This window comes from Sphingorhabdus sp. EL138 (assembly GCF_945882965.1).
Taxonomy (GTDB): Bacteria; Pseudomonadota; Alphaproteobacteria; order Sphingomonadales; family Sphingomonadaceae; genus Sphingorhabdus_B.
Genome location: NZ_CAMCWY010000009.1, coordinates 20555 through 46395 on the forward strand (window position 1 = coordinate 20555; position 25841 = coordinate 46395).

At 55.3% G+C, this 25841-nt stretch carries 25 protein-coding genes; 14 read left to right on the forward strand and 11 right to left on the reverse strand.

Annotated features, from left to right (window positions below; translation table 11 throughout):
- Positions 1-2: 2 nt before the first annotated feature.
- Positions 3-1886: a lytic transglycosylase domain-containing protein gene (locus tag Q0N43_RS05400; protein WP_295443629.1), complete on the reverse strand. Its 1884-nt coding sequence runs from the start codon at positions 1884-1886 to the stop codon at positions 3-5.
- Between the two features lie 231 nt (positions 1887-2117).
- Here Q0N43_RS05400 and dapA point away from each other — a divergent pair, with 231 nt between their 5' ends.
- The 7 genes from dapA (at position 2118) to alaS (ending at position 9853) form a co-directional block, all read left to right on the forward strand.
- Complete coding sequence (gene dapA / locus Q0N43_RS05405; RefSeq protein ID WP_295443631.1) at positions 2118-2993, forward strand: 4-hydroxy-tetrahydrodipicolinate synthase; 876 nt, start codon at positions 2118-2120, stop codon at positions 2991-2993.
- Entirely contained in the window at positions 2993-3475 is a 483-nt protein-coding gene (gene smpB / locus Q0N43_RS05410; protein ID WP_125230014.1) for an SsrA-binding protein SmpB, read from the forward strand. The genes dapA and smpB overlap by 1 nt, the downstream gene beginning before the upstream one ends.
- A complete protein-coding gene (locus Q0N43_RS05415; RefSeq protein ID WP_295443635.1) occupies positions 3472-4029 on the forward strand; it encodes a DUF2062 domain-containing protein in 558 nt (185 codons plus the stop codon). Before smpB ends, Q0N43_RS05415 begins: the two co-directional genes overlap by 4 nt.
- A 399-nt stretch (positions 4030-4428) precedes the next feature.
- Positions 4429-5508 carry a recombinase RecA gene (recA, locus tag Q0N43_RS05420; protein WP_295443637.1) on the forward strand — a complete coding sequence of 360 codons (1080 nt, stop codon included), beginning with the start codon at positions 4429-4431 and terminating at the stop codon, positions 5506-5508.
- Positions 5509-5690: 182 nt separating this feature from the next.
- On the forward strand, positions 5691-6509 hold the full coding sequence (speB, locus tag Q0N43_RS05425; protein WP_295443639.1) for an agmatinase: 819 nt from the start codon (positions 5691-5693) through the stop codon (positions 6507-6509).
- Positions 6510-6519: 10 nt separating this feature from the next.
- On the forward strand, positions 6520-7146 hold the full coding sequence (locus Q0N43_RS05430) for a glutathione S-transferase (RefSeq protein ID WP_295443641.1): 627 nt from the start codon (positions 6520-6522) through the stop codon (positions 7144-7146).
- Between the two features lie 64 nt (positions 7147-7210).
- A complete protein-coding gene (gene alaS, locus Q0N43_RS05435) occupies positions 7211-9853 on the forward strand; it encodes an alanine--tRNA ligase (protein ID WP_295443644.1) in 2643 nt (880 codons plus the stop codon).
- Here alaS and Q0N43_RS05440 read toward each other — a convergent pair.
- Complete coding sequence (locus Q0N43_RS05440) at positions 9850-11610, reverse strand: cation:proton antiporter (protein ID WP_295443820.1); 1761 nt, start codon at positions 11608-11610, stop codon at positions 9850-9852. The genes alaS and Q0N43_RS05440 overlap by 4 nt on opposite strands.
- A 101-nt stretch (positions 11611-11711) precedes the next feature.
- Positions 11712-12932: an NADP-dependent isocitrate dehydrogenase gene (locus Q0N43_RS05445; RefSeq protein ID WP_295443646.1), complete on the reverse strand. Its 1221-nt coding sequence runs from the start codon at positions 12930-12932 to the stop codon at positions 11712-11714.
- A gap of 152 nt (positions 12933-13084) precedes the next feature.
- Between Q0N43_RS05445 and Q0N43_RS05450 the strand changes: the two genes are divergently transcribed.
- The 3 genes from Q0N43_RS05450 to Q0N43_RS05460 all read left to right on the forward strand — a co-directional run bounded on the left by Q0N43_RS05450 (position 13085) and on the right by Q0N43_RS05460 (position 15995).
- Entirely contained in the window at positions 13085-13819 is a 735-nt protein-coding gene (locus Q0N43_RS05450; RefSeq protein WP_295443648.1) for a phosphatidylserine decarboxylase, read from the forward strand.
- A gap of 5 nt (positions 13820-13824) precedes the next feature.
- Entirely contained in the window at positions 13825-14586 is a 762-nt protein-coding gene (locus Q0N43_RS05455) for a phosphatidylcholine/phosphatidylserine synthase (RefSeq protein ID WP_295443650.1), read from the forward strand.
- 65 nt (positions 14587-14651) lie between these two features.
- Positions 14652-15995: a DNA recombination protein RmuC gene (locus Q0N43_RS05460; RefSeq protein WP_295443652.1), complete on the forward strand. Its 1344-nt coding sequence runs from the start codon at positions 14652-14654 to the stop codon at positions 15993-15995.
- 14 nt (positions 15996-16009) lie between these two features.
- On the opposite strand, the gene Q0N43_RS05465 is transcribed toward Q0N43_RS05460, so the two are convergent.
- Genes Q0N43_RS05465 through Q0N43_RS05495 form a run of 7 tightly spaced genes read right to left on the reverse strand, consistent with a single transcriptional unit; the run spans position 16010 to position 21180 of the window.
- Positions 16010-16813: an RNA methyltransferase gene (locus Q0N43_RS05465; protein ID WP_295443654.1), complete on the reverse strand. Its 804-nt coding sequence runs from the start codon at positions 16811-16813 to the stop codon at positions 16010-16012.
- The gene (locus Q0N43_RS05470) at positions 16813-17091 is read right to left on the reverse strand and encodes an HPr family phosphocarrier protein (protein ID WP_295443656.1); all 279 of its coding nucleotides are present in this window, start codon (positions 17089-17091) and stop codon (positions 16813-16815) included. Before Q0N43_RS05470 ends, Q0N43_RS05465 begins: the two co-directional genes overlap by 1 nt.
- Positions 17088-17492, reverse strand: coding sequence for a PTS sugar transporter subunit IIA (locus Q0N43_RS05475; protein ID WP_295443658.1), 405 nt, complete (start codon positions 17490-17492; stop codon positions 17088-17090). Before Q0N43_RS05475 ends, Q0N43_RS05470 begins: the two co-directional genes overlap by 4 nt.
- The gene (gene rapZ, locus Q0N43_RS05480) at positions 17489-18454 is read right to left on the reverse strand and encodes an RNase adapter RapZ (protein WP_295443660.1); all 966 of its coding nucleotides are present in this window, start codon (positions 18452-18454) and stop codon (positions 17489-17491) included. Before rapZ ends, Q0N43_RS05475 begins: the two co-directional genes overlap by 4 nt.
- Positions 18451-18924: an HPr kinase/phosphorylase gene (locus Q0N43_RS05485; RefSeq protein ID WP_295443662.1), complete on the reverse strand. Its 474-nt coding sequence runs from the start codon at positions 18922-18924 to the stop codon at positions 18451-18453. The genes rapZ and Q0N43_RS05485 overlap by 4 nt, the downstream gene beginning before the upstream one ends.
- Positions 18924-20504, reverse strand: coding sequence for an ATP-binding protein (locus Q0N43_RS05490; protein WP_295443665.1), 1581 nt, complete (start codon positions 20502-20504; stop codon positions 18924-18926). The genes Q0N43_RS05485 and Q0N43_RS05490 overlap by 1 nt, the downstream gene beginning before the upstream one ends.
- On the reverse strand, positions 20473-21180 hold the full coding sequence (locus tag Q0N43_RS05495; RefSeq protein WP_295443668.1) for a response regulator transcription factor: 708 nt from the start codon (positions 21178-21180) through the stop codon (positions 20473-20475). Before Q0N43_RS05495 ends, Q0N43_RS05490 begins: the two co-directional genes overlap by 32 nt.
- A gap of 189 nt (positions 21181-21369) precedes the next feature.
- Here Q0N43_RS05495 and Q0N43_RS05500 point away from each other — a divergent pair, with 189 nt between their 5' ends.
- The 3 genes from Q0N43_RS05500 to Q0N43_RS05510 all read left to right on the forward strand — a co-directional run bounded on the left by Q0N43_RS05500 (position 21370) and on the right by Q0N43_RS05510 (position 23355).
- The gene (locus Q0N43_RS05500) at positions 21370-22971 is read left to right on the forward strand and encodes a phosphoenolpyruvate carboxykinase (RefSeq protein ID WP_295443671.1); all 1602 of its coding nucleotides are present in this window, start codon (positions 21370-21372) and stop codon (positions 22969-22971) included.
- A gap of 115 nt (positions 22972-23086) precedes the next feature.
- Entirely contained in the window at positions 23087-23236 is a 150-nt protein-coding gene (locus Q0N43_RS05505; RefSeq protein ID WP_295443675.1) for a hypothetical protein, read from the forward strand.
- Positions 23233-23355: a hypothetical protein gene (locus Q0N43_RS05510; RefSeq protein ID WP_295443678.1), complete on the forward strand. Its 123-nt coding sequence runs from the start codon at positions 23233-23235 to the stop codon at positions 23353-23355. Before Q0N43_RS05505 ends, Q0N43_RS05510 begins: the two co-directional genes overlap by 4 nt.
- 451 nt (positions 23356-23806) lie before the next feature.
- Here the strand turns inward: Q0N43_RS05510 and Q0N43_RS05515 are convergent, their stop codons facing one another.
- On the reverse strand, positions 23807-24109 hold the full coding sequence (locus Q0N43_RS05515; RefSeq protein ID WP_295443680.1) for an NfeD family protein: 303 nt from the start codon (positions 24107-24109) through the stop codon (positions 23807-23809).
- A gap of 167 nt (positions 24110-24276) precedes the next feature.
- Here Q0N43_RS05515 and Q0N43_RS05520 point away from each other — a divergent pair, with 167 nt between their 5' ends.
- Positions 24277-25794, forward strand: coding sequence for a M28 family peptidase (locus tag Q0N43_RS05520; protein WP_295443684.1), 1518 nt, complete (start codon positions 24277-24279; stop codon positions 25792-25794).
- Positions 25795-25841 lie beyond the last annotated feature (47 nt).

Here is a 25841-nt window from a genome sequence, read left to right on the forward strand (position 1 = left end):
CATTAACCCGGTGTCGATTTACCCAAATAGGTGCCGAGCGGCGTTGCCGAGCGCACGCGCGCCTTTTCGGGGTGGAGATGGTCATACATCACCGCGTTTTCCAAAACGCGGTAGACATAATCGCGGGTTTCGCTGAGCGGGATTTTCTCAATCCAATCCAACATGTCGATGCTGCCTGTGCGCGGGTCGCCATAGGTGCTGAGCCATTTGTTCACGTTACCCGGACCGCCGTTATAGGCGGCGATGGCGAGCGGATAACTTCCGTCATAATAATCGAGCATGCGTTCAATATAGGTGGCGCCCAAGGCGATGTTGTAATCGGTATCAATGGTCAGCGCATCCGGACGATAGGCCATTGAGATTTTGCCCGATGTTTCCCGGGCTGTTCCGGGCATCAACTGCATCAGGCCGCGTGCTCCTGCGTGGCTGACGGCGGCGCGGTCAAACTGGCTTTCCTGACGCATGATCGCATGGGCGAGCGTCCAGGTCTGGCTATGCGCCGCTGGAACATTGACGGTGGGGTAGCTGTTGCCCAGCAAATCGGGGATGCCATCGGTGCGCGCTGCACGACCCGCCATCACTGCCAGATCCGGACGGGCAAGCGCTTGCGACAGGCCGATAGCAGCCGTATATGCGTCACGGTCATCCGCGTGGCGGGCAATGGCCCTGAAAAAGTTACTCTGGTCACGCCAGCTGCCATATTTTGCGGCCAACGCCGCTGCCAGATGCACAGGGGGGACATTCCCGTCTGTCAGAACTGGCGGGGTAGCTGCCACGTGCGGAACTTGCGGTAAGGGATGACGCAGCTGCTCCAAAGACAACTGGCCAAAAAAGCTCTCATAATATGCCGCTGCTTGCTCATAATAGCGTGTCGCGCTTAAAGGGTCTCCAGCCTTCGCAGCGGCCTTGCCCGCCCAATAAAAACCCTTTGATCGGGTTTGTGGGGTTTTTGCGGCAGTCGCATAGCGTTCGAACATGTTTACGGCATCACGAGGGCGGCCCAAACGGTCCATAGCCAACGATCCGGCCAGCCAAGTGAGGCTGGTATATCGATCCCGCGTCGGCAGATCCTGATCCGCCATTACAAGGCCAGCCGGGACGGCATCGTCCACACGCGATGCGATGCGATATGCCACGTCATATTGGCCGTCAATTTCGGCAGCGCGTGCATGCGTGAGTAGCAATTGGTACCAATCCTTAGGGACAGGCACCGGTGCGACCAGATTCCCTCGGTTTGCAAGCAATTCGCGCACTGCAAAGCTGTCACCAGCAGCACGCATCGCGTCCGCCCGCGCCGCCAGCAGACTGGCTTCGGTGTTCGCTAATGCGCCTGCTTCTTGCACCTTTAACGCGGCATCGGGTGATTTCATTCGCGTTGCAAGCGCAGCCGCAAACGCAGGGCGACGCTGCGGTGAGGTAAATGCGACCCAGCGTTCGGAACTGCGCGTCGATCCTGACCATAACAGCCGGTCAACTCGTGCATCATGGTCGGCGGATGTCAGCGTGCCGCTGGCGATGCGGAAAACCCGACCTTCATCTTCGTCGCTTAGTGCGCCACCGCGCCAAGCTTCGCGCGCTTGCGCTTGGGCACGCGCCTTATCGCCAACAGAATCCAGCGCTAACGCAAATTTTGCGCGACCTTCATTGGTGACTGGCGGCAAGCGGTCAAAATAAGCCACTAATTGGTTTGGAGAGTAAGATAGGGGATTGATCGCCCGTTCCGCTTTCTGCCGCATGTCGTCAGTATTTGGCCAGTCCGGGTACAGCATGAGGAATGATGCATAATCGTTAAAGCTGAAATTGCCGGGTGCGCCTAACATTTTCCATCGCTGCAGCGCGGCGGAGATTTTGCCCTCGCTTGGGTCGTAAATGACCGGTGAAGACATTGGTTGTCCGGATGGCGCAGACGTTTGTCCGCTGCCAGTGCCGGGTTTCCATATGATCCCGTCGGATTGCTGCGCGGAGGCGAGTGTAGCGCATGAAATAATGAGTGCCGTTGCTGAAAGAAGGTGCTTTACCATGCCGGACATATTATGGACCCCAACCTTATCAATCGCTGAACAAGCGACTATGATAAGCTTAGCGTTCAATTTGGATCAGAATGAAAGTCGTATAATATGTTTTCCGGATCAATACCGGCTCTAGTGACTCCTTTTTGCGACGGAGCGTTTAGCGAAAAGCATTTTCGTGCGTTAATCGATTGGCAAATCGAGCAAGGCTCAAGCGCGCTTGTGCCCGCAGGAACCACAGGAGAGGCGTCGACACTGTCTAACGCGGAGCATCATCGTGTCATTGAGATATGCATCGAGCAAGCCGCTGGGCGCGTGCCTGTCATCGCTGGTTGCGGTTCAAACGACACAAATAACGCTGTCTTGCACCTCAACTTTTCCAAAAAAAGCGGGGCCGCCGCTGGGCTTGTGGTTGCGCCTTATTATAACCGGCCAAATCAAGAGGGCATATACGCGCATTTCGAACATATGACGAAAAAGAACGATTTGCCTATACTGCTATACAATGTGCCGGCGCGTACGGTGACGGATATCAAGCCGGAAACCGTCGCCCGTCTGGCAAAGTTGCCAACCGTAATCGGCATTAAGGATGCCAGTGGCGATATGCCGCGTGTCACCGACCACCGTTTGGCGTGTGGGCCGGACTTCTGTCTGTTGTCAGGCGTCGATGAACAGTCGCTCGCTTTCAACGCGGCGGGCGGCAAAGGCTGTATTTCGGTGACGGCAAATGTCGCGCCGAAGCTATGCGCGCAGTTTCAGGCGGCTTGTGCCTCAGGCGACTATGATTTGGCGCGTCAACTGAACGACAAGCTTTATCCCCTCCATTTGGCATTGTTTTCTGATGCGTCCCCCGGTCCAATCAAATATGCTTTGTCGAGGGTAATCGAAGGTTTCCCGACGGAGTTGCGTTTGCCAATGACGCCGCCGAGTGAGGCGAGCCGTCGTCAGGTAGATGCCGCTTTGGAGAATGCAGGTCTCATCTAATGACTCGTCCAAAGCCGGAAGCATTTAACAAGGTCAAAACTGTCGCCGAGAACCGGCGGGCGCGCTATGACTTTCATATTGATGACAAATATGAAGCTGGCATTGTCCTGACCGGTACCGAGGTAAAATCCTTACGCTTTGGTGAGGGTTCAATTGCCGAGAGTTACGCCGAAGTTCGTGATGATCAAATATGGCTGATTAATGCTAATATTCCTGAATTCAGTCATGGCAACCGTTTCAATCACGAACCGAAGCGCCCGCGCAAATTACTCCTTAACGAACGTGAAATAAACAAGCTGCATGGAGCGGTCATGCGTCAAGGTATGACGCTCGTTCCGCTGTCGATTTACTTCAACGGCCGGGGTAGGGCGAAAGTGGAACTGGCGTTGGCAAAGGGTAAAAAGGCCCCAGACAAGCGTGCGACGGAAAAAGAGCGCGACTGGAAACGGGAACAAGGACGAATTATGCGGGATCGCGGATGAGCAAATTCAACGCCTGGTTACATAAGCAAGCGCCGACTCGCGACAGCTTTGAACGCAGCCGTTTTCTGCGTCCTTTTGCCCAACGCGTATTCCACCCGGCATTGTGGCGATTTACGCGCCGTTCGGTGCCGCGCGGCGTCGCGCTTGGCCTGCTCGTCGGCATCTTCCTGCTGGTACCCGGTGTTCAAATTGCTGGCGTAGCGTTATTGGCGCTGCCGCTGCGTGCCAATATTCCGATCGGCGCGGCAATGACTTTTCTCAGCATGCCAGCGACCACGCCATTTATCCTCTTCGGGTCAATCTATGTCGGTGAATCCGTTTTGCGGTTAAACAATGGTTCCGGGCGCTTTTATGAACTTGTTGAAACGGCTGCGCCCTTATCCGCTTGGGTTGATTATGTCTGGAATGAAGCGCCACTTGCACTCGTTCAGGGGTTAGCTGGCCTAGCAATTATTTCGATTGTGATGGCCGCCATTGGCTATTTCCTCTCCGCCTGGTTTTGGCGGTGGCGTGTAAGTGCCAAATGGCGTCGGCGGTCGAAGTCACTTCGGTAGGGCAGATGAAGTTTCGGCGGGTTCGAGGCAGAACCTGAATGGCAATCACGAAGTTTTGACAAATATTCCGTTGCGTTCCAGCCCAAGGCTATGGTCAGCTGCGCCTTAACTCTGCGTAGCAGGATTTTATCGGGTAACGGGCCGTTTTGAACAAGATATAGCCGCCGATTGCGCGAACAGATCAGCCTCGACAATGTCGCTTTCTTGGCTAAGCCATTTTCTGTTAAGCGCATTACAGAAGCGGTTCACGACGCGCTTGCGAAAGATGATTGGGTTAGGTACTGAAATAAAAGATGTAAATTTACTTGTTCCACTCTTGTTCTTTTAGAACATAAAGCGTACATATCAGGTGTTCCGGGGAAGTCTTTCGGAATAGGCGTGACGCTAAGGAGTGGAAAAATGGCAGCTAGTCTCAAGATAATTGATGGGAATCAGGCAAACGGTATGAAAAATTCGGAACGTGAAAAGGCCCTAGAAGCAGCATTGGCGCAGATTGATCGCGCATTCGGCAAGGGTTCGGCGATGAAGCTTGGCAGTCGTGAGGCGATTAGCATCGATGCTGTGTCGACGGGTTCGCTTGGGTTGGACATCGCACTTGGCATTGGTGGATTGCCCAAGGGACGCGTGATTGAAATTTATGGCCCTGAAAGTTCGGGTAAGACGACACTGACCCTGCACGTGATTGCAGAGGCGCAAAAGGCAGGCGGCACGGCGGCATTCATCGACGCAGAGCATGCGCTTGATCCCGGCTATGCCAAGAAGCTTGGCGTCGACGTGGACAATTTGATCGTGTCGCAACCAGATACTGGCGAACAAGCGCTTGAGATTGCCGACACTTTGGTGCGTTCAAACGCCGTGGACATCATCGTCATCGACTCGGTTGCGGCACTTGTTCCGCGCGCGGAAATCGAAGGCGAAATGGGCGATAGCCATGTGGGTTTGCAGGCGCGGTTGATGAGCCAAGCGCTGCGCAAGATTACAGGTTCGATTAGCCGATCAAACTGCATGGTCATCTTCATCAACCAGATTCGTATGAAGATTGGGGTGATGTATGGTTCGCCAGAAACCACAACGGGCGGCAATGCGCTGAAATTCTACGCATCGGTGCGTTTGGACATTCGCCGCACAGGCCAGATCAAGGCAGGCGAAGATATTGTTGGCAATGCGACCCGTGTGAAGGTTGTAAAGAATAAGGTCGCGCCGCCATTCAAACAGGTCGAATTTGACATCATGTATGGCGAAGGCATTTCCAAAACGGGTGAGCTGCTCGATCTGGGTGTGAAGGCGGGGTTGGTAGAAAAATCGGGTAGTTGGTTTAGCTATGACTCGATTCGTATTGGCCAAGGTCGTGAGAATTCGAAAAGCTATCTGACCGAAAATCCGGAGGTTGCGGCTCGGTTGGAAGCAGCCATTCGCGGAAAGACAAAAGAAGTCGCTGAGGTCCTGATGACCGGGCCAGACGCGGAAGACGATGCTTAAGGTTTTTAAGAACAAGCGCGGCCTTGCCTGAGTCCGCTGCTTTCGACCCGCCCTGGTCCACCCCGGGGCGGGTCATTTGCGTGAAGGTCGGTAGATACGTCCCCGTGCTGTCTTTACGGCATAGGCGGACGCACGGGCGCTAAGTTCTTGACAGGCACAATGGGTGGGGCACAACGATCGGCATGGGGCCCATCATTCATCTTATCGGCTTGCCGACTGATCAGAACAGCTCATTTGAGCGCGGTGCAGCATTGGCCCCCCCGGCCATCCGCGCGGCATTATGGAGCGACCGGGGCAATCTATTCGCGCAATCCGGCCTTGAGATTGGCACTGACGTTATACTCAAGGACCTCGGCGATTTGCCGTTATCGGACGTTGACTGCGCTGCCGATGACGCATTGATTTTGCAGGCGGTGACCAAAAGCGTGGAGGCAGATGCTATTCCGCTGTTGCTTGGCGGTGATCATGCGGTGACATACCCCATCGTTGCAGCGCTGGCTGCGCGGCATGGACCGCTGAACATCCTGCATTTTGATGCGCATCCCGATCTATATGCCGATTTCGAAGGCAATCCGCGCAGCCATGCCTCGCCCTTCGCGCGCATAATGGAAGGGGGGCATGCAAAGCATATCGTACAGGTGGGTGTTCGCACGTTGAATACGCACTGCCGCGAACAAGCCGACCGTTTCAATGTCGAAATTCTGCCGATAGGTAATTTCGAAGCCGCGATGGTGCCCATCCTTGACGGCCCATTGTATATCAGCGTTGATCTTGACGGCATTGACCCGTCCGAAGCGCCCGGCGTGGCGCATCCCGAACCCGGCGGCCTAACGGTCCGCGAAGTCCTGTCCATTATCGCCAAACAACGCGCGCGAATTGTCGGCGCGGACATCGTCGAACTTAACCCTGCGCGTGACGTGAACGACATTACCGCCATAGTCGCCGCCAAGCTGGTGCGCGAAATCGCCGTGCAAATGCATCAAAATTACGACCATATTTAAGGAAGCAGCTATGACTATCATCTTACACCATCTCAACAATTCGCGTTCACAACGTATCTTGTGGTTGCTCGAAGAATTGAACATTCCTTATGAAATCCGCCAGCATGCCCGTGATGCTGTGACCAATCTTGCGCCCGAAGCGCTTTTGAATGTCCATCCCTTGGGTAAATCGCCGTTGATTGAAGATGATGGCAATGTGATTTTCGAATCCGGCGCAATCGTGGAATATCTGTGCGAACGGCATAATGGCGGCCACCTTGTCCCTACACGCGGCACTGACGCGCACATCCGCTATCTGGAGTTCATGCATTTTGCCGAAGGTTCGGCGATGACGCCGATCTTGTTGAACCTGTATACGGCGCGGTTGGGCGATGCTGCTGCACCCTTGCATCCGCGCATTAACGAGCAGCTTGAAAGCCATTTTGCGTTCATGGAAGAAAATTTGAAAGCGACGGGCTGGTTTGTTGGCGATACCCTCACTGGCGCTGACATTATGATGAGTTTTCCGGCCGAAGCAGCAGTCAAGATGGGCCGGGCTGCAAACCTGCCAAACCTCACTGCTTTCGTCGAAAAAATCCATGCCCGCCCAGCGTATCAGACCGCCCTGCAAAAGGGCGGACCTTATGCCTATGCGTGATGGCCGCCGCAAACTGCATATCCGGCTTGCAGCGCGGCGAGTCGTTCCCTAAGTCGCAGTCATTATGACATCGACCAATGACATTCGCCGCGGCTTCCTCGATTATTTCGGTGGTGCCAATCATGACATAGTGCAGTCTGCACCGCTCGTGCCCTATAATGACCCGACATTGATGTTCGTCAATGCCGGGATGGTGCCGTTCAAGAACGTGTTTACCGGCCTTGAAAGTCGCGAAACGCCGCGTGCTGCCTCTAGCCAGAAATGCGTGCGGGCAGGGGGTAAGCATAACGACCTCGACAATGTGGGCTATACCGCGCGGCACCACACGTTTTTTGAAATGCTCGGCAATTTTTCGTTTGGCGATTATTTCAAAGAGCAGGCGATTACCCATGCATGGAACTTGTTGACGAAGGAATGGGGGCTTGACCCAGCACGGTTAACGACCACCGTCTATCACACCGATGATGAGGCGTTTGACCTGTGGCGCAAGATTGCCGGCCTGCCTGAAGAGCGGATTATCCGCATTTCAACCAACGACAATTTCTGGTCGATGGGCGACACTGGGCCGTGCGGACCGTGCAGCGAGATATTCTACGACCATGGCGACCATATTTTCGGTGGCCCTCCGGGAAGCCCGGATGAAGATGGCGACCGTTTTGTAGAAATCTGGAACCTCGTGTTCATGCAGTTTGAACGGCAGGACGACTGCACCGACGTGCCATTGCCCAAGCCGTCTATTGATACGGGCATGGGGCTGGAACGGATCGCTGCGGTCATGCAAGGCGTGCCGGACAATTACGACACCGATACGTTCAAGGCATTGATCAACGCCTCTGAGGAGCTGACGAGTACAAAGGCGGTTGGCGATCAAAAGGCCAGTCATCGCGTCATTGCGGACCATTTACGCTCGACCAGTTTCCTTCTGGCCGATGGCGTGATGCCGTCGAATGAAGGTCGCGGCTATGTCCTGCGGCGGATCATGCGCCGCGCCATGCGCCATGCGCATATTCTTGGTGCAAAAGAGCCATTGATGCATCGTCTGGTCGGAAGCCTTGCCGCCGAAATGGGTGCGGCTTACCCCGAACTATTGCGTGCGCAGCCCATGATTGAGGCGACGTTGAAGCAGGAGGAAACGCAGTTCCGCCGGACACTTGATAAGGGCATTAAGCTGCTCGACGAAGCGACCGCTGGCATGACGCCGGGCGATATTTTGGCAGGCGACACGGCTTTCAAGCTGTATGACACTTATGGTTTTCCTTATGACCTGACCGAAGACGCTTTGCGTGCGCAAGGCTTTGGTATTGATCAGGCGGGTTTTGAAACCGCGATGAATAGTCAAAAAGCCATGGCGCGGGCTGCGTGGAAGGGCTCCGGCGCGAAGGCGTCGGACGATGTCTGGTTTGACATTGCCGAACGCGTCGGCAGCACGGAGTTTACAGGCTATGCCGCAAACGAAGGCGAGGGGCAGGTTGTGGCTCTCGTCAATGACGGCATTGAGGTGCAGTCGGCGGTCGCCAATGACACAGTCACGGTTATCACTAACCAGACACCATTTTACGGCGAGAGCGGCGGCCAAATGGGTGATGCAGGCGTTATTTCCAGCAGCAATATGCGCGGCGAAGTGACGGACACGGCACAGCCCTTGGGCCGACTGCATGCGCATCAGGTCACGATTGGCACAGGCGAGATCAAAGTCGGCGATTTCGTGACGCTGAAAATCGACACTGCGCGCCGCAACGCATTGCGCGCCAACCATAGCGCCACGCACTTACTGCATGCGTCGTTGCGCCACCGCTTGGGCGAACATGTGAGCCAAAAGGGCAGCATGGTGGCACCGGATCGCCTGCGGTTCGACTTTTCGCATAACCAGGCGGTGACGTTGCAAGAAATTGCGATGATCGAGGCCGATGTAAACGCGCAAATCCGCGGCAACGACGCGGTGACAACACGGTTGATGACTCCCGATGACGCCGTAGCCGCTGGCGCACTTGCCTTGTTTGGCGAAAAATATGGCGAAGAAGTGCGCGTTTTGACGATGGGCAAGAGCGAGGACACGCATTATTCGTTGGAACTGTGCGGTGGCACGCATGTCAACGCATTGGGCGACATCGCCTTGTTCACGATCATTTCCGAAGGCGCAGTTGCAAGCGGCATTAGGCGCATCGAGGCGCTAACGGGTGAGGCGGCGCGCTTATGGCTTGTTGGCCGCGAGGCACAGTTGAAGAATGTGGCCGCAATGTTGAAGACTGCGCCGGACGAAGTAAGCGTGCGTATCGAAACGCTGATCAACGAACGCAAGCGGATGGAGAAGGAACTGTCCGAAGCAAAGACTGCGCTCGCGCTGTCCGGTGGCGGTGGTCCAAAGGTAGAGGCCGAACACATCGGTGATATCACCTTCATGGGGCAAGTTATCGCGGGCATTGAACCAAAAATGCTGCGCGGCCTGGCGGATGACCAGATGAAGGCCATTGGCAGTGGCATCGTCGCCATCATCGCCGCGAATGAAAACAGCAACACGGTTGTGGTTGCCGTCTCACCTGCCTTGCATGGCACTGTGACCGCGCCTGACCTTGTGCGTGTGGCGACCGAGGCCATGGGCGCGCAAGGCGGCGGCGGACGCCCCGACATGGCGCAAGGCGGCGGTCCAGCAGGCGCTGAATTGGCGCAAGCGGCGTTGGATGCGATTAAGGCAAAAATCGTTGGTTAAGAGGTAAGTTTTAGCTTGGGGGTCTCTTCAAGGCCCCCGGCTTCCTTTATCTGCCGCCGGAATTCATCGCGCTTTTCGTGGATCGACGCGATGACGGGGCCCATGGCAACGCCCAGATCGACGAGAACGGCTTCCGTTAGCTGAAGCGAGCTTTCCAGCGTTTCGGGCACGGCGTCGGTTGCGCCCGCTTGATAGAGCCGCGCGGCATGGTCCGGATCACGGGCGCGCGCGACAATCGTTATATCGGGCAACCATTGACGGACGCGCTTGACGATATGTTCGGCCAATACCGGCTGGTCCATTGTCAGGATAAGTGCCTTGGCATGGCCCAATCCCAATTTATCCAGCGTTTCGGGCCGTGATATGTCGCCATAAACAACCTTATAACCCCCGCGCCGCGCGGCGGTTACGGCGTCGACATTGGATTCCACGGCAACATAAGGCTGCCCGTGGGTGGTCAGCATGTCGGCCACCAGCTTTCCGACTCGGCCAAAGCCGATCACGACCGTTCGCGGCTCTTGCGTTGGGTCTTGTTCGTGCACCTCATCATCGCTCTCGCGCAATTCCAGACGGCGGGCCATATCATGACCGATCCGCGCCAATATGGGCGTGATCGTCAGGCCAATCGCGGTTGCCACTTGCCAGAAATTGATTGCGGCAGCGTCAATAATCTGAGCGGCGCCTGCGGCACCTAGCACGATCAAAGTTGTTTCCGACGGACTGCCCATAAGAACGCCGGTTTCTGTCGCTGTGCCCGTGCGCGCGCCATTCAGCTTTAACAAAGCTGCGGTGACACTTGCCTTGATGAACACCACCGCCGACACCGCACCCACCAAAGCCACCCAATTGGCCCCCACAAAGCTCAGATCAACCTGCATACCGATGCTGATCAGGAACACGCCCAGTGCCAGCCCTTTGAATGGTGCGGTCATCGCTTCGACTTCGCTATGGTAATCGGTTTCGGCAATTAACAGGCCAGCGATCATTGCGCCGACGATAGGCGAAAGGCCAACCGCGCCCGTCGCCAGACTTGCGACAATGACAACGAGCAAGCTGACCGATACAAATAACTCCGGGCTTTTTGTGCGCGCGGCTTGTCCGAACAGGCGGGGCAAGAAAAAGCGACCAAGCACAAGCATGCCGACAATGACCAGCGTTCCCTGCCACAATATAGTGACGAGACCTGACCATGAATCCGCCCCGGCTTGTGGCGCCAATGCACCCAAAACGAATAATATCGGGACGATGGCCAAATCTTCGAACAGCAACATTGCCAAAGCTGACTTCCCAACGGCGGAATGCGTACCCGATATGGGAAGCACCAACGCTGTGGAAGAGAGCGCTAATGCAATTCCAATGCCGATGGCGGCGGTCACGCCATATCCGAACAGATACAGACCAGCCGCGATAGCTAGGCCAGCGCCAAATAATTGCGCTGCACCGACACCGAACACCAAGCGCCGCATTTTCCATAATCTGCGGAAAGATAGCTCAAGACCAATGGAGAACATCAATAAAATAATGCCATATTCGCCAATGGGATGAATAGCCTCTGCATTGGTGATGGTGACCCATTCGAGCATGGGATAACGTTGCACTAAGGATCCAAGTCCCATTGGACCAACCATTATCCCGACCAATATAAAACCAATTATGGGCGTGATGCGAAGCCGGGCAAAAGCGGGGATCACTATTCCCGCTGCACCCAATATGACGAGCAGATCGCTAATGCCTTCGGTTTGTAGTTCACCTGCCATGGCTTGCATTTACGCACAGGCGACAGGAGAAAGAAAGGGCAGGGCAATAAAAAAGCGCGGGAGTTGTCCCCCGCGCTCTTACATATTCAAACGCGCTGGAGTTACGTCCATCTGCCCATTTTGATTTCGAGATTGGCACGAACCTGCTCAAAAAACTGTTCTGTGGTCATCCAAGCCTGATCCGGGCCGATGAGGATCGCGAGGTCCTTGGTCATATGGCCATCTTCAACGGTCTGAATGCAGACTTCTTCCAGTGTTTCGGCAAAGCGCGTTACATCCGGCGTTTCGTCGAACTTGCCGCGGAATTTGAGACCGCCCGTCCATGCGAAAATCGACGCAATCGGGTTGGTTGAGGTTGCCTTACCTTGCTGATGCTGACGATAATGGCGCGTAACCGTGCCGTGCGCGGCCTCGGCCTCAACCGTCTTGCCATCTGGTGTCATCAGGATGGAGGTCATCAGGCCAAGCGAGCCAAAACCTTGCGCAACCTGATCGGACTGCACGTCACCATCATAATTCTTACATGCCCAGATGAACTTGCCCGACCATTTCAGCGCCGATGCGACCATATCGTCGATCAAACGATGCTCATAGACAATGCCCAGTTCCTTAAACTTTGCTGCGAATTCGGCTTCGTAAACTTCTTGGAATAGATCCTTGAAACGACCATCATAATATTTGAGGATCGTGTTCTTGGTCGACAGATAGACTGGCCATTCCCGAGTTACGCCATAGTTCAACGACGCACGCGCAAAGTCGCGGATGGAATCGTCGAGATTGTACATCGCAAGCGCCACGCCAGGCGACGGGTAACGGAAAACCTCTTCATCAATTTTTTGCCCATCATCTCCATCCCATACGAGACGTAGCGTTCCGGGACCGGGAACCAAGAAATCCGTAGCGCGATATTGGTCACCGAAAGCATGACGACCAATGACGATTGGGTCAGTCCAGCCCGGAATCAAGCGCGGAACGTTGTCGATGACGATTGGTTCGCGGAAGACCACGCCGCCCAAAATATTGCGAATGGTGCCATTGGGCGACTTCCACATTTTTTGAAGACCGAATTCTTCAACGCGTGCTTCATCTGGCGTAATCGTGGCGCACTTTACGCCGACACCGAATTCGCGGATTGCGTTGGCGGAATCGACGGTGACCTTATCATTGGTCTTGTCGCGATACTCCATGCCAAGGTCGTAATATTTCAGATCGATATCAAGATATGGCAAAATGAGTCGCTCACGGATCCATTCCCAGATGATCCGTGTCATTTCGTCGCCATCAAGCTCAACGACTGGGTTTTTGACCTTAATTTTTGCCATGGCAGAACGCGCTTTCCATTAGGGAGATAGGAACTTTAGCGGTGCCATAGCAAAGTCTGCCATATGTTCAACTGCATCGCCAACATTGTCTGAAAATGGCTGAAATTGTATCTTTGGTTGTAAGATGGCGGCGCATCCCCTAGCTAAGTTTAATGAGCAGACAAGAATTGACAAACCGCGGTGCCGGGGTTGCGAAATGGTCGTTTCCACCCATCCATCCTGAGGGCCGCAAGTTCGGACTTATCGCCGCGGGTATAACCCTATTTTTTGCCCTTATGGCATGGGAAACGCTTGCTTGGCCGATGGCGGCAGTCACCGTGTGGACACTGGCCTTCTTTCGCGACCCTGCGCGTGCGACGCCAATCGACGACCGATTTATCGTGGCACCCGCCGATGGGCTTATCACGCTGATCGAACAAGTCCTTCCGCCAGTTGAACTGCGCGGGCCTGAAGGTCTAGGTGATCAACCGATGACGCGGGTGTCGATTTTCATGAGCGTGTTTGACGTGCACATCAACCGGACACCCATTCGCGGCACCATCAAGCGTGTTGTCTATATCGCGGGCAAATTTCTCAACGCCGACCTTGATAAGGCGAGCGAAGAAAATGAACGCCAACATTTCCTCTTGGAACGCGGCGATGGCGTTCGCATCGGCTTCACCCAAATCGCTGGCTTGATCGCCCGTCGCATCGTTGCTTTTGTCAAGGAAGGCGACAGTGTTGCCAATGGGCAGCGTGTTGGCTTGATCCGCTTTGGCAGCCGCGTTGATGTGTATTTGCCGCATGGCACGTCGTCGCGAGCCATCAAGGGGCAGCGTTGCGTTGCAGGGGAAACAGTTCTTGGCGAAATCGGTGTTGACCAAGACCTGATTGCCGTGGCGCATTGACGGACGTGGTTTCCTCCCGTCCGGGATTACCCTTACGGGCGCTTGCGCCGAATGCGGTCACCGCCCTTGCGCTGTGTACGGGATTGTCGGGTGCATGGTTCGCGATGCAGGGCCGTTGGGAAAATGCCGTTGCCGCAATCGTGATTGCTGGCGTGCTTGACGCCATGGATGGCCGTATCGCCCGGATGCTGAAGGGAGAAAGCCGTTTTGGTGCTGAACTGGATTCGCTCTCTGATGTGATTGCCTTCGGGGCCACGCCTGCTTTGGTCATATATATGTGGGTGATGCAGGATATGCCGCGCTTTGGCTGGACCATATCGGTATTCTTTGTGCTGTGCGCGGCATTACGTCTGGCAAGGTTTAACGCACAGATTGATACTGAGAACCAACCGCACAAGTCCGCTGGGTTTAATACAGGCGTGCCGTCGCCACCGGGCGCGGCCTTAGCTTTATTGCCCATGATGATCTGGTTTGAAACCGGCGCGGATTGGGTGCGCGATTACCGCTTCATTGCGCCATGGTTGCTGCTTTGCGCGCTGTTGATGATTTCCAATGTCGCGACCTTTAGCTGGTCGTCGATTAAAGTGCGGCGCAGCCTGCGTTTCATGACGCTGGCGGGCGTTGGCCTGTTTACCGCAACCTTGGTCGCGGCGCCATGGGTTGCGCTCATCGGTGTCGGCGTCTTTTACGTCGCCCTGCTGCCGCTGAGCGTGATGAGCTACGCACGGGTTAAGAAGTCGCGACGGGACTTCGCCGAAGCCACTTGACCTCCGCCCCGCACGGTCTATGTTCCGCGTTCGTTCTATTTTGGTGCTAATTTGGGAGGTGGCCCTTGGAGCCGTTAATCGTTATTGTCGTGGTGATTTTCGCTTTGTTGGGCGGACTGCTGCTTGGCTGGTTTGCAGGCAGTCGCACGGGCAAAGCAGGGCTTGAAACGACCACGCAGTTGCGGATTATGCTCGATCAGGTGGTCGTCGAACGTGATAGTGCCAAGGACCGCCTGGCGCGGCTTGAAACCAGTTTGGAAGAACGCGAGCGGAGTTTTGAAGAACAAATCGCGGCGCTTGGCGAGGCGAAGGAAAACCTGTCCGCACAATTTGTCGAGATTGGGCAGAAATTGTTGGGCGAGGCGCAGGCGGCGTTCCTGCAACGCGCCGATGAACGCTTCCATCAGGCCGGCGAAAAGAATGAGGAGCGGCTGAAGCAATTGCTTGGCCCTGTAGGCGAAAAGCTGAAGGCATATGAAGAGCAGGTCGGCAAGATCGAGAAGGACCGGACCGAGGCCTATGGCGATCTGAAGGGGTTAATCGGCGAAATGCGATTGGGTCAGGAACGCGTGTCGAGCGTCGCGTCGGGACTCATGAATTCGTTACGAAACGCGCCCAAAGCACGTGGTCGCTGGGGTGAGCAGCAGTTGAAAAATGTGCTCGAAAGCTGCGGCTTGTCCGAACATGTCGATTTTGACCTCGAAACCAGCATTGACGTTGGCGATGGTTTACGACTGCGGCCCGACGCCGTCATCCATGTCCCCGGCGGCAGGACGTTAGTGATCGACGCGAAAGTGTCGTTGAATGATTATCAGGATGCTTTTGACTCAGTGGATGACGATGTCCGCGCTGTAGCCATGACGCGCCACACGCAATCGATGAAAAACCACATCGATGGGCTATCGCGCAAAGCCTATTGGGATCAGTTTTCCGACGCGCCCGATTATGTCATCATGTTCGTGCCGGGTGAGCATTTCCTCGCGGCCGCGCTGGAGCATGAGCCGCAATTGTGGGACTTCGCCTTTGATAAGAAAGTGCTGCTGGCGACGCCGACAAACCTTGTCGCAATCGCCCGCACCGTTGCCAGCGTCTGGCGGCAAGAGGGGCTCGCGCGCGAGGCAAAGCAAATCGGGGCGCTTGGCAAGGAAATGTATGACCGCATTGCGGTGGCTGCACAGCATCTGAAATCAGTCGGCAGCGGGCTGTCGTCGGCGGTGAATAACTACAATAAATTCGTCGGCAGCTTCGAACGCAATGTCATTTCAACGGGCCGAAAATTTGCCGATCTGAACATCGAAACCGGTAAGCGTGAATTGGAAGATATTCCGATGGTCGAGGCTTTACCCCGTTATGGCGAAGCTGAGGCGCCGTCGCCACCGATTGAGGACCAACGCGAAGCTGCTGTCTGAGGCCTAACTGACCTTTAGGCGTGCCGAAACTGGTTCAGGACCTCATAGGCCATCACTGCGGTCGCGACAGCCGCGTTTAAGCTGTCCGCCTTGCCACGCATCGGCATTTTGACGCGCAGGTCGCATTCGGCTTCATAATCGTCGGGCAAGCCCTGCGCCTCATTACCCGTCAGGATGAAGCATGGTGCGTGGTAGCGTGCGGCTTGGTAGTCGGTGTCGGTTTGCAGGCTGGTGCCGACCAATTGGCCTTCGCCCGCACGCAACCATGCGGTGAATTCCTCCCACCGGCATTGCACCACCTTTTGCGTGAAAATGGCGCCCATGCTGGCGCGGACGGACTCAACAGAAAATGGGTCCGTGCAATCATCAATCAGGATGAGTCCGCCAGCCCCCACCGCATCGCCGGTACGCAACATCGTGCCTAGATTACCCGGATCACGCATCGATTGCGCCACAAGCCAGATCGGCGCTGCCGTGCGGTCCACGTCCACCAAAGCAGTTCCATGGTCCCGATAGACGCCAACTACGGCCTGGGCGTTGTTCTTGCCCGACAGTTTGGCCATGATCTCGGCGCTGGTTTCGATAACGTCGCCTTTGTTGGCCAGCACATCGGCCTCTAAAGCCACCTCAAGCGTGTGTACGGGCCGGTCTTTAACGCGAAACAGCATTTTGGGAAGAAATCCCGCCGCGCGCGCTTCGGTCATAATGCGCAGCCCTTCAGCAAGGAACAGCCCAGCGCGTTTACGAAGCTTCTTTTCACGAAGTCCGCGTATTTCCTTTAGCAGCGGATTGGAAAATCCGGTAATTTCACGGCGCATCAATCTTCGCCAAAACCGTCGACAATCAACCCGACCAGCTTTTCAATGGCAAGCTCGGCCTGCTCGCCTTCGACATGAATGATGATTTCGCTACCCTTGGCCGCGCCCAACATCATTAAGCCCATGATGGATGTGCCCGTCACTGATTGCCCATCTTTTTCGACTTCAACTTTGATGCCTTCGGGCAAGCGGGACACGAATGTCACGAATTTGGCACTGGCGCGGGCGTGGAGGCCCTTTACGTTAACGATAGTGACGGGGCGGCTAATCCGCGTCATCGTGAAGCTTCAAGCACTTCAGAGGCGACGCTGATATATTTGCGTCCCGCTTCACGTGCGGCAGCAACCGCCTCTTTCACGTCCAAGTTTTTGCGCGCGCTATCCAAGCGGATCAGCATGGGCAGGTTCACGCCAGCGATGACTTCGACGCGTCCGCTATCCAGCAAGGAAATCGAGAGATTTGATGGCGTTCCGCCGAACAGATCGGACAGGATGATGACGCCCTTGCCGGTATCAACCTTTTTAATGGCAGCCGCGATTTCATTGCGTCGCGCTTCCATGTCATCATGCGGGCCGATGCAGATGGTCGCAACGTCCTTTTGTGACCCCACAACATGTTCAAGCGCGACAAGAAACTCATTCGCCAGTTTCCCATGCGTGACTAAAATCAAACCGATCATGTGATGTTGCTGCCTTGTCGCGACGTTAATCTATCTGCGCCGTTAGCAGGCTGTTCCAGCGCGTCAATCGGTCTTGATGTCAGATCGCGATGTGCCACCGTCAAGGCAAAGCCATCCGCACGCAACCAAGCGCCAAAGGTTTCGGCAACATGCACAGACCGATGACGTCCACCCGTGCACCCAAAGGCGATATTTACATAAGCCTTGCCCTGCGCGTCGTAGAGCGGCAGCAGGAACCGCAGAAGGTCAAGGATTTTCTGCATCGCTTCATCATATTTCGGGTCGGCGGCAACATAATCGGCAACCGCCGCATCCAACCCCGTCATGGGTCGCAAATTGCCGTCCCAGTGCGGGTTCCGCAAAAAACGCAAATCGAATACCAAGTCGGCATTGTGCGGGACTCCGCGCGAAAAGCCAAAGCTTGATATAGTGATATTAGAGTGCAGTGACGTATCGCTGCTAAACCGTTCGCGGATGACCACTTGCAAGTCATGCGCCGATAGTTTGCTTGTATCAATGACGGCCTCCGCCCATCGGCGAAACGGTTCCATCACGGCCCGGTCAATGGCGATGCCGTCCATCGCAGGCCGGTCTTGCGCCATCGGATGACGGCGGCGGGTTTCGGCGTAGCGGCGCTCGATCTCAACGCCCGCACAATCCAAAAATAGCATCATTATTTCGAGGTCAGCTTGCGCCTGCAGCTTCCTGATTTGCCCAATCAACGCCTCGGCATCAAAACCGCGTGTCCGGCTATCAAAGCCCAGCGCCAGCGGAACATTTGGTCCATTCTCACCGCCCGGCACGGGAATTTTAAGCAATTGACCTGCCAGCTTGATCGGGAAATTGTCCACTGTTTCCCAGCCTAAGTCTTCCAGCGTTTTCAGCGCGGTTGTCTTACCGGCACCCGACACACCAGTAATTAGCAGGATTTTCTGCGGTTCAGAGGCTGTGTTCGGGGTCACATTTTTACGCTTTCGTTGGACGCGGCATCCGCACTTGCCACCGGGTGCAACCCAGCGTCAATGGCTGACCGGAGCGCCCATTCCACCTTTAATGCACTGCTCGCCTGAAATGGGTCCAGCTTGCACATGGGCACCGCGTAACCGGCTATGGTTATGCTCTGATGCTCCGGCGGCATGCGGTCCACGTCCTGCGCGAATTGCACGATCAGGCGCAGTGGCGCGCGATGGACGAAATCCATGGGGCATATTCCGATGCCACGCACTTCTATTTTACCAGCTATATTCGGCGCGCAGGTCAGTTGTGGCACACCGTTGCTGCTTTCAATGTGTAATATGTCGTCGCAGATCAGCTTTGCCCCGCGGTCAATCAGGCGAAGCGCCAGGTCTGATTTTCCGCTGCCGGACGGCCCAAGCAGCAGCACCCCGTTCCCGTCAATGGCGACTGCGCTACCATGCACCATGTCGGACATTAGCGTGTTGCCGCAGCCGCGCAGGGCAAGGCGATTTCGAAGCAGGCCCCGCCTTTGCCATCAACCCGGTCGCGTACCCCAATGCGTCCATGATGCCCCTCGATAATTGTCCGCGCAATGGCGAGGCCAAGTCCGCTATGCTTGCCAAAATTCTCGGTCGCTGGCCTTTCGCTGTGGAACCGTCGGAAAATGGCCTCGCGCTCTTGTGGTGGCACCCCTGGGCCTTCATCGCTAATCCGGATGATAACGTCTTCATCGGCAAGCGTCGCAGATATTTCCACGACTGCTCCTGGCGGCGAGAAGGACACGGCATTGTCGATCAAGTTGGTCAACATGCGTTCAAGACGGACATCTTCACCCATCACGGTAGCGATTTTCCGGCGTGGTCGTGCAAAGGCGATGTCGACGTCTTTGTCGCTGTCCCGGTCTTCGCGTGCCTGAAGCAATTGTTCGATCATGTCGCCAAGGTCGATAGGCTCAAACTTTGCTTTGGCCAGTTGCGAATCCACACGGCTGGCGTCGGAAATATCGCTGATCAGGCGGTCCATTCGAAGCACATCAGCTTTTGCAACGTCCATCAATTGTTCACGCAATTTTGGGTCTTCAACCCGTTCTGCGCCATCAAGTGCAGAGCGCAGAGACGCAAGCGGATTTTTAATTTCATGCGCGACATCGGCGGCAAAGGCTTCGGTGGCATCAATCCGTTGGCGCAGCGCGATGCTCATATCCGAAAGCGCACGTGCCAACATACCAATTTCGTCGCGGCGCGAGGGCAGGCGGGGAACGGTAACCTCTTGCGCGCGACCAAGCCGAACCTTTACGGCGGCGCGGGCCAGGTGGCGCAACGGACGGACTATCGTGCGGGCGAGAAATATGGAAAGCAGAACGCCGATGCCAAGCACCAAAAGGAAAAACATGCCGACGTTGAACCGCTCTGCCCGGACGAACAAGCGGATGTCCCGTTCATTGGCGGTTGTCAGCACCGTAAAGCGTCCGTCGCGCGCAGTTGAGGCTGCGCTAATCATGTGCGTGAGGTCAGGCGCAAAGCGCACCATCGACGCGGCTTTGGAAGGCGTTGCCGCGCGAATTTCCGGCCATGCTGAAGGGATATCTTCTACAGGCTCAACAAAGCGGTCCAGCTTGGCCGCGCCGACGAGGAAATCGAATAGGACGTCAATCCAGCGTGCTATAATTTTCGGCCAAGGTTCGCTGTCGGGGTCGCGAAAGACATAAGTGGGTTGTTGGCCCGCAAAGCTGTCTAATATTTTCGCTCCATCTTGGTCGTAAACCCGGATCCGCGACAGGTTCAATTGCCCGAATTTGGCGACATAATCGTCCCGCTTTTCCGTGGTGATAAGTGGCAGGCTGGATACCAGGAAGCTGGCCTGAACGCGGGCTGCGTTCTCGCGATCTGCAATTAACCGGACGCGATAGCTGTCGAGGTAGAACAGACCGGCGCCCAGCAGAGCAAGTACGAAGATGTTTAGGGCAAGTATACGGGCGGTCAGCGATAACCCCCGGCTCCATCCCAGCTGGAGATTAGCGGGCTCAGCTGTCTGCAAAGCGATATCCGGCCCCATAAAGCGTATCAATGGCGGTGAATTCAGGGTCAATTTCACGGAACTTGCGCCGGAGCCTTTTGATATGGCTGTCAATGGTCCGGTCATCCACATAGACGTCGTCCTGATACGCAGCGTCCATCAGTTGATCGCGGGTGCGCACGACGCCCGGTCGATTGGCCAGCGCCTCAAGGATCATGAACTCTGTCACCGTAAGCGTCAGCGACCGACCGTCCCATTTTACGTTATGCCGTGCCGGGTCCATTTCCAGCTTGCCGCGTACCATGGGTTCTGGTTCGGGCTCCGCCTCGCCATTGCCAGCGACCTTGTCATAAGTTGCGCGTCGCAATATGGCTTTCATTCGCGCAATCAACAGACGTTGCGAAAATGGCTTGGTTATATAGTCATCGGCGCCCATAGCGAGGCCAAGTGCCTCGTCCAGTTCCTCATCTTTTGACGTCAAGAAGATAACGGGCATATCGCTTTTTTCGCGCAACCGACGAAGCAATTCAAGCCCGTCCATACGCGGCATTTTAATGTCAAAAATACCAAGGTCTGCCGGATTTTCGATCAGCGCCTTTAACGCGGTTTCGCCGTCCGAATATATCCGCGTCACATATCCTTCGGCCTGCATCGCAATCGATACGGAGGTCAGGATGTTCCGGTCGTCATCAACCAAGGCGATGTTCGCATTCATCGGCTAACTATAGAGGGGCAAGTGTGATGGTTCAATCTATTGCTCATTTCATGCAAAGTCTGCCGTGGATAACCTTTTTCCCGTAAATTGATACGCCCCCTATTTGACCTTATACGATGCATCGTATACCGGCGGCGACTTCACAGTGCATACGTATGCCCTAGATTCGCAATTTTGCCGGAGCATTTAATGTCGACACCACTGAATATCTCACTTTCGCAACAGGGTTTCGGCACCGATGCGACACTGTTTTGCAACCTCGGCACGGCGCCGTTGGTGGAGGCCGCTTTGGCCAATTCAGAAGGCATACTGGCCAAGGATGGCCCGCTTGTTGTCAAAACCGGCACGCATACTGGCCGCTCGGCGAGGGATAAATATATCGTTCGCGATGCCGAGACCGATAACAGCATCTGGTGGGGCAAGTCCAACGTCGCCATGGCTCCTGCGCATTTTGAAGCTTTGAAGGCAGATTTTATTGCGGCGCTTGGCGGTAAAGACAAATTATACGTCGCTGACCTGTTCGGCGGGTCGCAGCCTGAGCATCGCGTCAATGTCCGCGTCATCAACGAATTTGCGTGGCATAACTTGTTCATCCGGACGCTGCTGGTGCGCCCGGCGCCGCATGAATTGGCAAGCTTCGAACCCGAATACACCATTATCGATTTGCCAAGTTTCCGCGCGGACCCGGCGCGCCATGGTTGCCGCAGTGAGACGGTGATTGCGGTCAACTTTACCGAAAAGCTGATCTTGATTGGCGGCACCGCTTATGCTGGCGAAATGAAGAAGTCGGTGTTCGGCATCCTCAATTATCTGCTGCCGGTAAAGGGCGTTATGCCGATGCATTGTTCGGCGAATATTGGTGCCGACGGTCACACTGCGGTGTTTTTTGGCTTGTCAGGCACCGGGAAGACCACCTTGTCCGCCGACGCAAGCCGCACTTTGATTGGCGATGATGAACATGGCTGGTCCGACACCGCCGTTTTCAACTTTGAAGGTGGTTGCTACGCCAAGATGATCCGCCTTTCGGCTGAAGCCGAGCCAGAGATTTTCGCCACAACCAAGCGTTTTGGCACCGTGCTCGAAAATGTGGTCATTGACCCGGAAACGCGCGAATTGGATTTCGACGATAACAGCCTCGCCGAAAACAGCCGTGGTTCGTACCCCATCGAATTTATTCCGAACACCTCGGAAAAGAATATGGGCCCAGTGCCCAATACGATCATTTTCCTGACCGCTGACGCGTATGGCGTGTTGCCGCCCATCGCGCGGTTAACGCCCGATCAGGCGATGTATCACTTCCTTTCGGGTTACACTGCGCGGGTTGCCGGGACCGAAATTGGCGTGACGGAGCCGGAGGCGACGTTCTCTACCTGCTTTGGCGCGCCATTCATGCCGCGTCACCCCAGCGTCTATGGCAATTTATTGAAAGAGCGCATTGCCAAGGGCAATGTCCAATGCTGGCTGGTCAACACCGGCTGGACCGGTGGCAAGGCAACTATGCCCGGCATCAGCCGCATGCCGATCAAGGCCACGCGCGCACTTTTGAACGCGGCGTTGGATGGCAGCCTGAACAATGCCGAATTCCGCAAGGATGCAAATTTTGGCTTTGAATTCCCGGTTGCAGTTCCAGGCGTTGACAGTGGCATCCTTGACCCACGTGCGGCATGGGCCGACGGCGCGGAATATGATGTGACCGCGCAAAAGCTGGCGCAACAATTCATTGATAATTTCGCGCAATTTGCCGATCATGTTGACGAAGGGGTAAGGCAATCTGCGCCAAAAGCGGCTTAGGTCCTGACGCTAACGCGTCCGGACATGATCGGACAACGGACAAGGTCCGTTTATTTCTGATGTTTCGATACGCCTGTTTGACGATGATGCATCGATAGTCGCTATTGGAGAAGGCTTGCTTGCCGCCACTTTGCCGCGTGACGCATGGACGCATGAGGCGCATTTGGCGGCGTACAGCTGGCTACTGCGTGATAAGCCCACATCGATATTCAGCGCGCGCTACCGGCGATTATTTCGGCGTACAACGTCGCCAGCGGCGGCGTGAATGACGATGCACACGGCTATCACGAAACGATTACGCAGGTGTATATTGCGGGGGTGAGGGCGCATCTCGCGGAGGTCGCGACCGACCTGTCGCTTTATGAGGCGGTCAATAGCCTGTAGCTGTCCGCAAGGGGACGTCGCGATTTACCGCTTCTTTTTTTCGAAAGAGCTGTTGTTCTCGGTGCCCGCGCGGCGGACCTTTGTGCCGCCAGACCTCGTTGACCTCGACCAGATATGAATGCCCGCTAAATGCCTTACAAACCCCCAGGAATACTGACAAGTTCACACTGAAATAAGTCCTAAACGGCACTGCGGATAGGGCCGTATGTCTGAAGAAAAATTGGTCACCGCGAGCAAGGACACTGCTAACGACACAGCCGATATCACGATGTCAAAGAACCCCCGATGCCGAAAAAAGACAGCAGCGCATCAAAGCCTGACAAAACAAATCCTACATTGCAAGTGCGGCAATATCAGCTCAGATGCCCTCAACCAAAAACACAGCGCCGTCCGCTCCGATGACTCGCACGCTGACTCCAATATCTGCATTCATGCCGCACGCCCCGATCATTCAATTTGGCATCTCCGGTTTCAATGGGTCTTTACGGCTGAATTTTTTTCCGGCAAAGACCGACAAGACGGACAATATGACGAACATTGCGACTTGATAGGCAAGGGTGATCGGCAGGAAATAGTCCGCTACGCCTATTATCAACGCTGCAAAACCTACCCACATCAGGTAGCGACCCCGCGCAACAAATTCGGCCACCACACAGACGAACCCAAGCGCGAGCCAGAACCAATGCGTTGATATTGTGTCGAGCCATGCAGCCATTTTGTCATTCCCAAAGCTAAGATGCGTTATCATAGTCATTTGTGACTCCCGCGAAAGCCGCAATCTGCGGTTTTGCACGTCTGTCTTGACTTATTCGCAAAAATTGCGGCGAGTTGAGGCGCGTGTTGTTCAATTAAGGGTCGCATGAATGTTTTGATGGATGTAGGGCTTGCGGTTGACGACAGAGCGTTCCCGACATGCGATGGGTGACGATTATTCTTAGTCTGGAGCAAACCCACATGCGTCTTGTCCATTCGCCAATTTTCCTTGGTCTTGTAGTTTTGGCGGCAAGCCCATCTTTTTCCAAGGCGGTGACAGAAGCAGATTTGCGCAGTCATATCGGGATACTGGCCAGTGATGCATTTGAAGGCCGCAAACCTGGCACAGCCGGCGAGGCAAAGACGGTTAAATATATTGCCAAAGCATGGGCCAAGGCGGGACTGAAGCCTGCGGCCGCCGACGGTAGCTGGTTTGACCCCGTGCCCCTCATTCAACGCGGGCAGTGCATTTCTAAACATGCTTTCACGGCGAAAGGCCGGCCGTTACGGATCGGTTCTGATGACATTATTCTCATCGGCAAGCAGGCGTCTTATATACGCGGCGATCTGCCATTGGTGTTCGTCGGACGAGGTGTAACAACGCAAGGAAACGTCGCCGCTGATGTCAAAGGTAAGGCGGCGATTATTCTGTTTGATGCCGAAAATGTGGCAGAAGGCATGAAATCACCCCGCGCGCGGCGCGAAGCCTTGATTGCGGCGGGTGCAGAGGCCGTGATTTTTGTGGCAGATAGCCGAGGCAATTGGCCGACATTGCGCCGTCAGCTGTTGTCGCGACCCATCACGCTTGAGGGCCGAGAAAAGCGTGCACCGTTGGAGGGCGCCATCAGCACGGAGTTCGCGGTCGGGCTGGTCACAGCGGCGGGGCAAGATTGGGACAAATTGCGCGCCAACGCCAAACAAGCGGATTATGCAGGCGAAGCGCTTGGCATTGACGCGGATCTGGACGTGAAAACCGACCTATATCGTTTCAACAGTTCAAATGTCATCGGCAAGATTGCTGGACGCAAAAAGAACAGCGGTGCGTTGGTGTTCATGGGGCACTGGGACCATCTGGGCATCTGTGCGCCAGAAGGCGCGCCCGACCGTATTTGTAACGGCGCAGTTGATAACGCCAGCGGCATTGCGGTGATGAACGAAGTTGCCAAAGCCTTGGCAAAGAAAAAGCATGACCGCGATATCTATTTTCTGGCGACCACAGCAGAGGAAAGCGGTTTGCTGGGCGCATATGCTTTTGCGGATAAACCTGTGCTGCCTTTGGACCAGATCATTCTGACGTTAAATATCGACACCATTGCGATTGCGCCGCGCGGGTCGAAGGTGGCGATTATTGGTCGGGGAACAACGCCGCTGGATGCTGTGGTTGAAACTGTGGCAAAGAAGGCGGGCCGTACAATTGAAGAATCAACCGACGCCAATGCCTTCATTGAACGGCAGGACGGGTGGGCGCTAGCGAAAAAGGGTGTGCCTGCGTTGATGGTGGGCGGATCATTCGCCGACTTGAACCTCTTGCAGAAATTTTTGGGTAGTGACTATCATGGCCCAAATGACGCGTTGACCGACAGGACCGAATTGGGCGGTGCAGCCGAAGATGCCGACCTGCACATTGCGCTTGGCCGCCACTTTGCCGACACGCGAAAATATAAATCGAAGAAGGCTGGCGAATAATAGGGTTACTGTTTACATGGGCCGCCACGAATCAAAGCTTAAAGCGG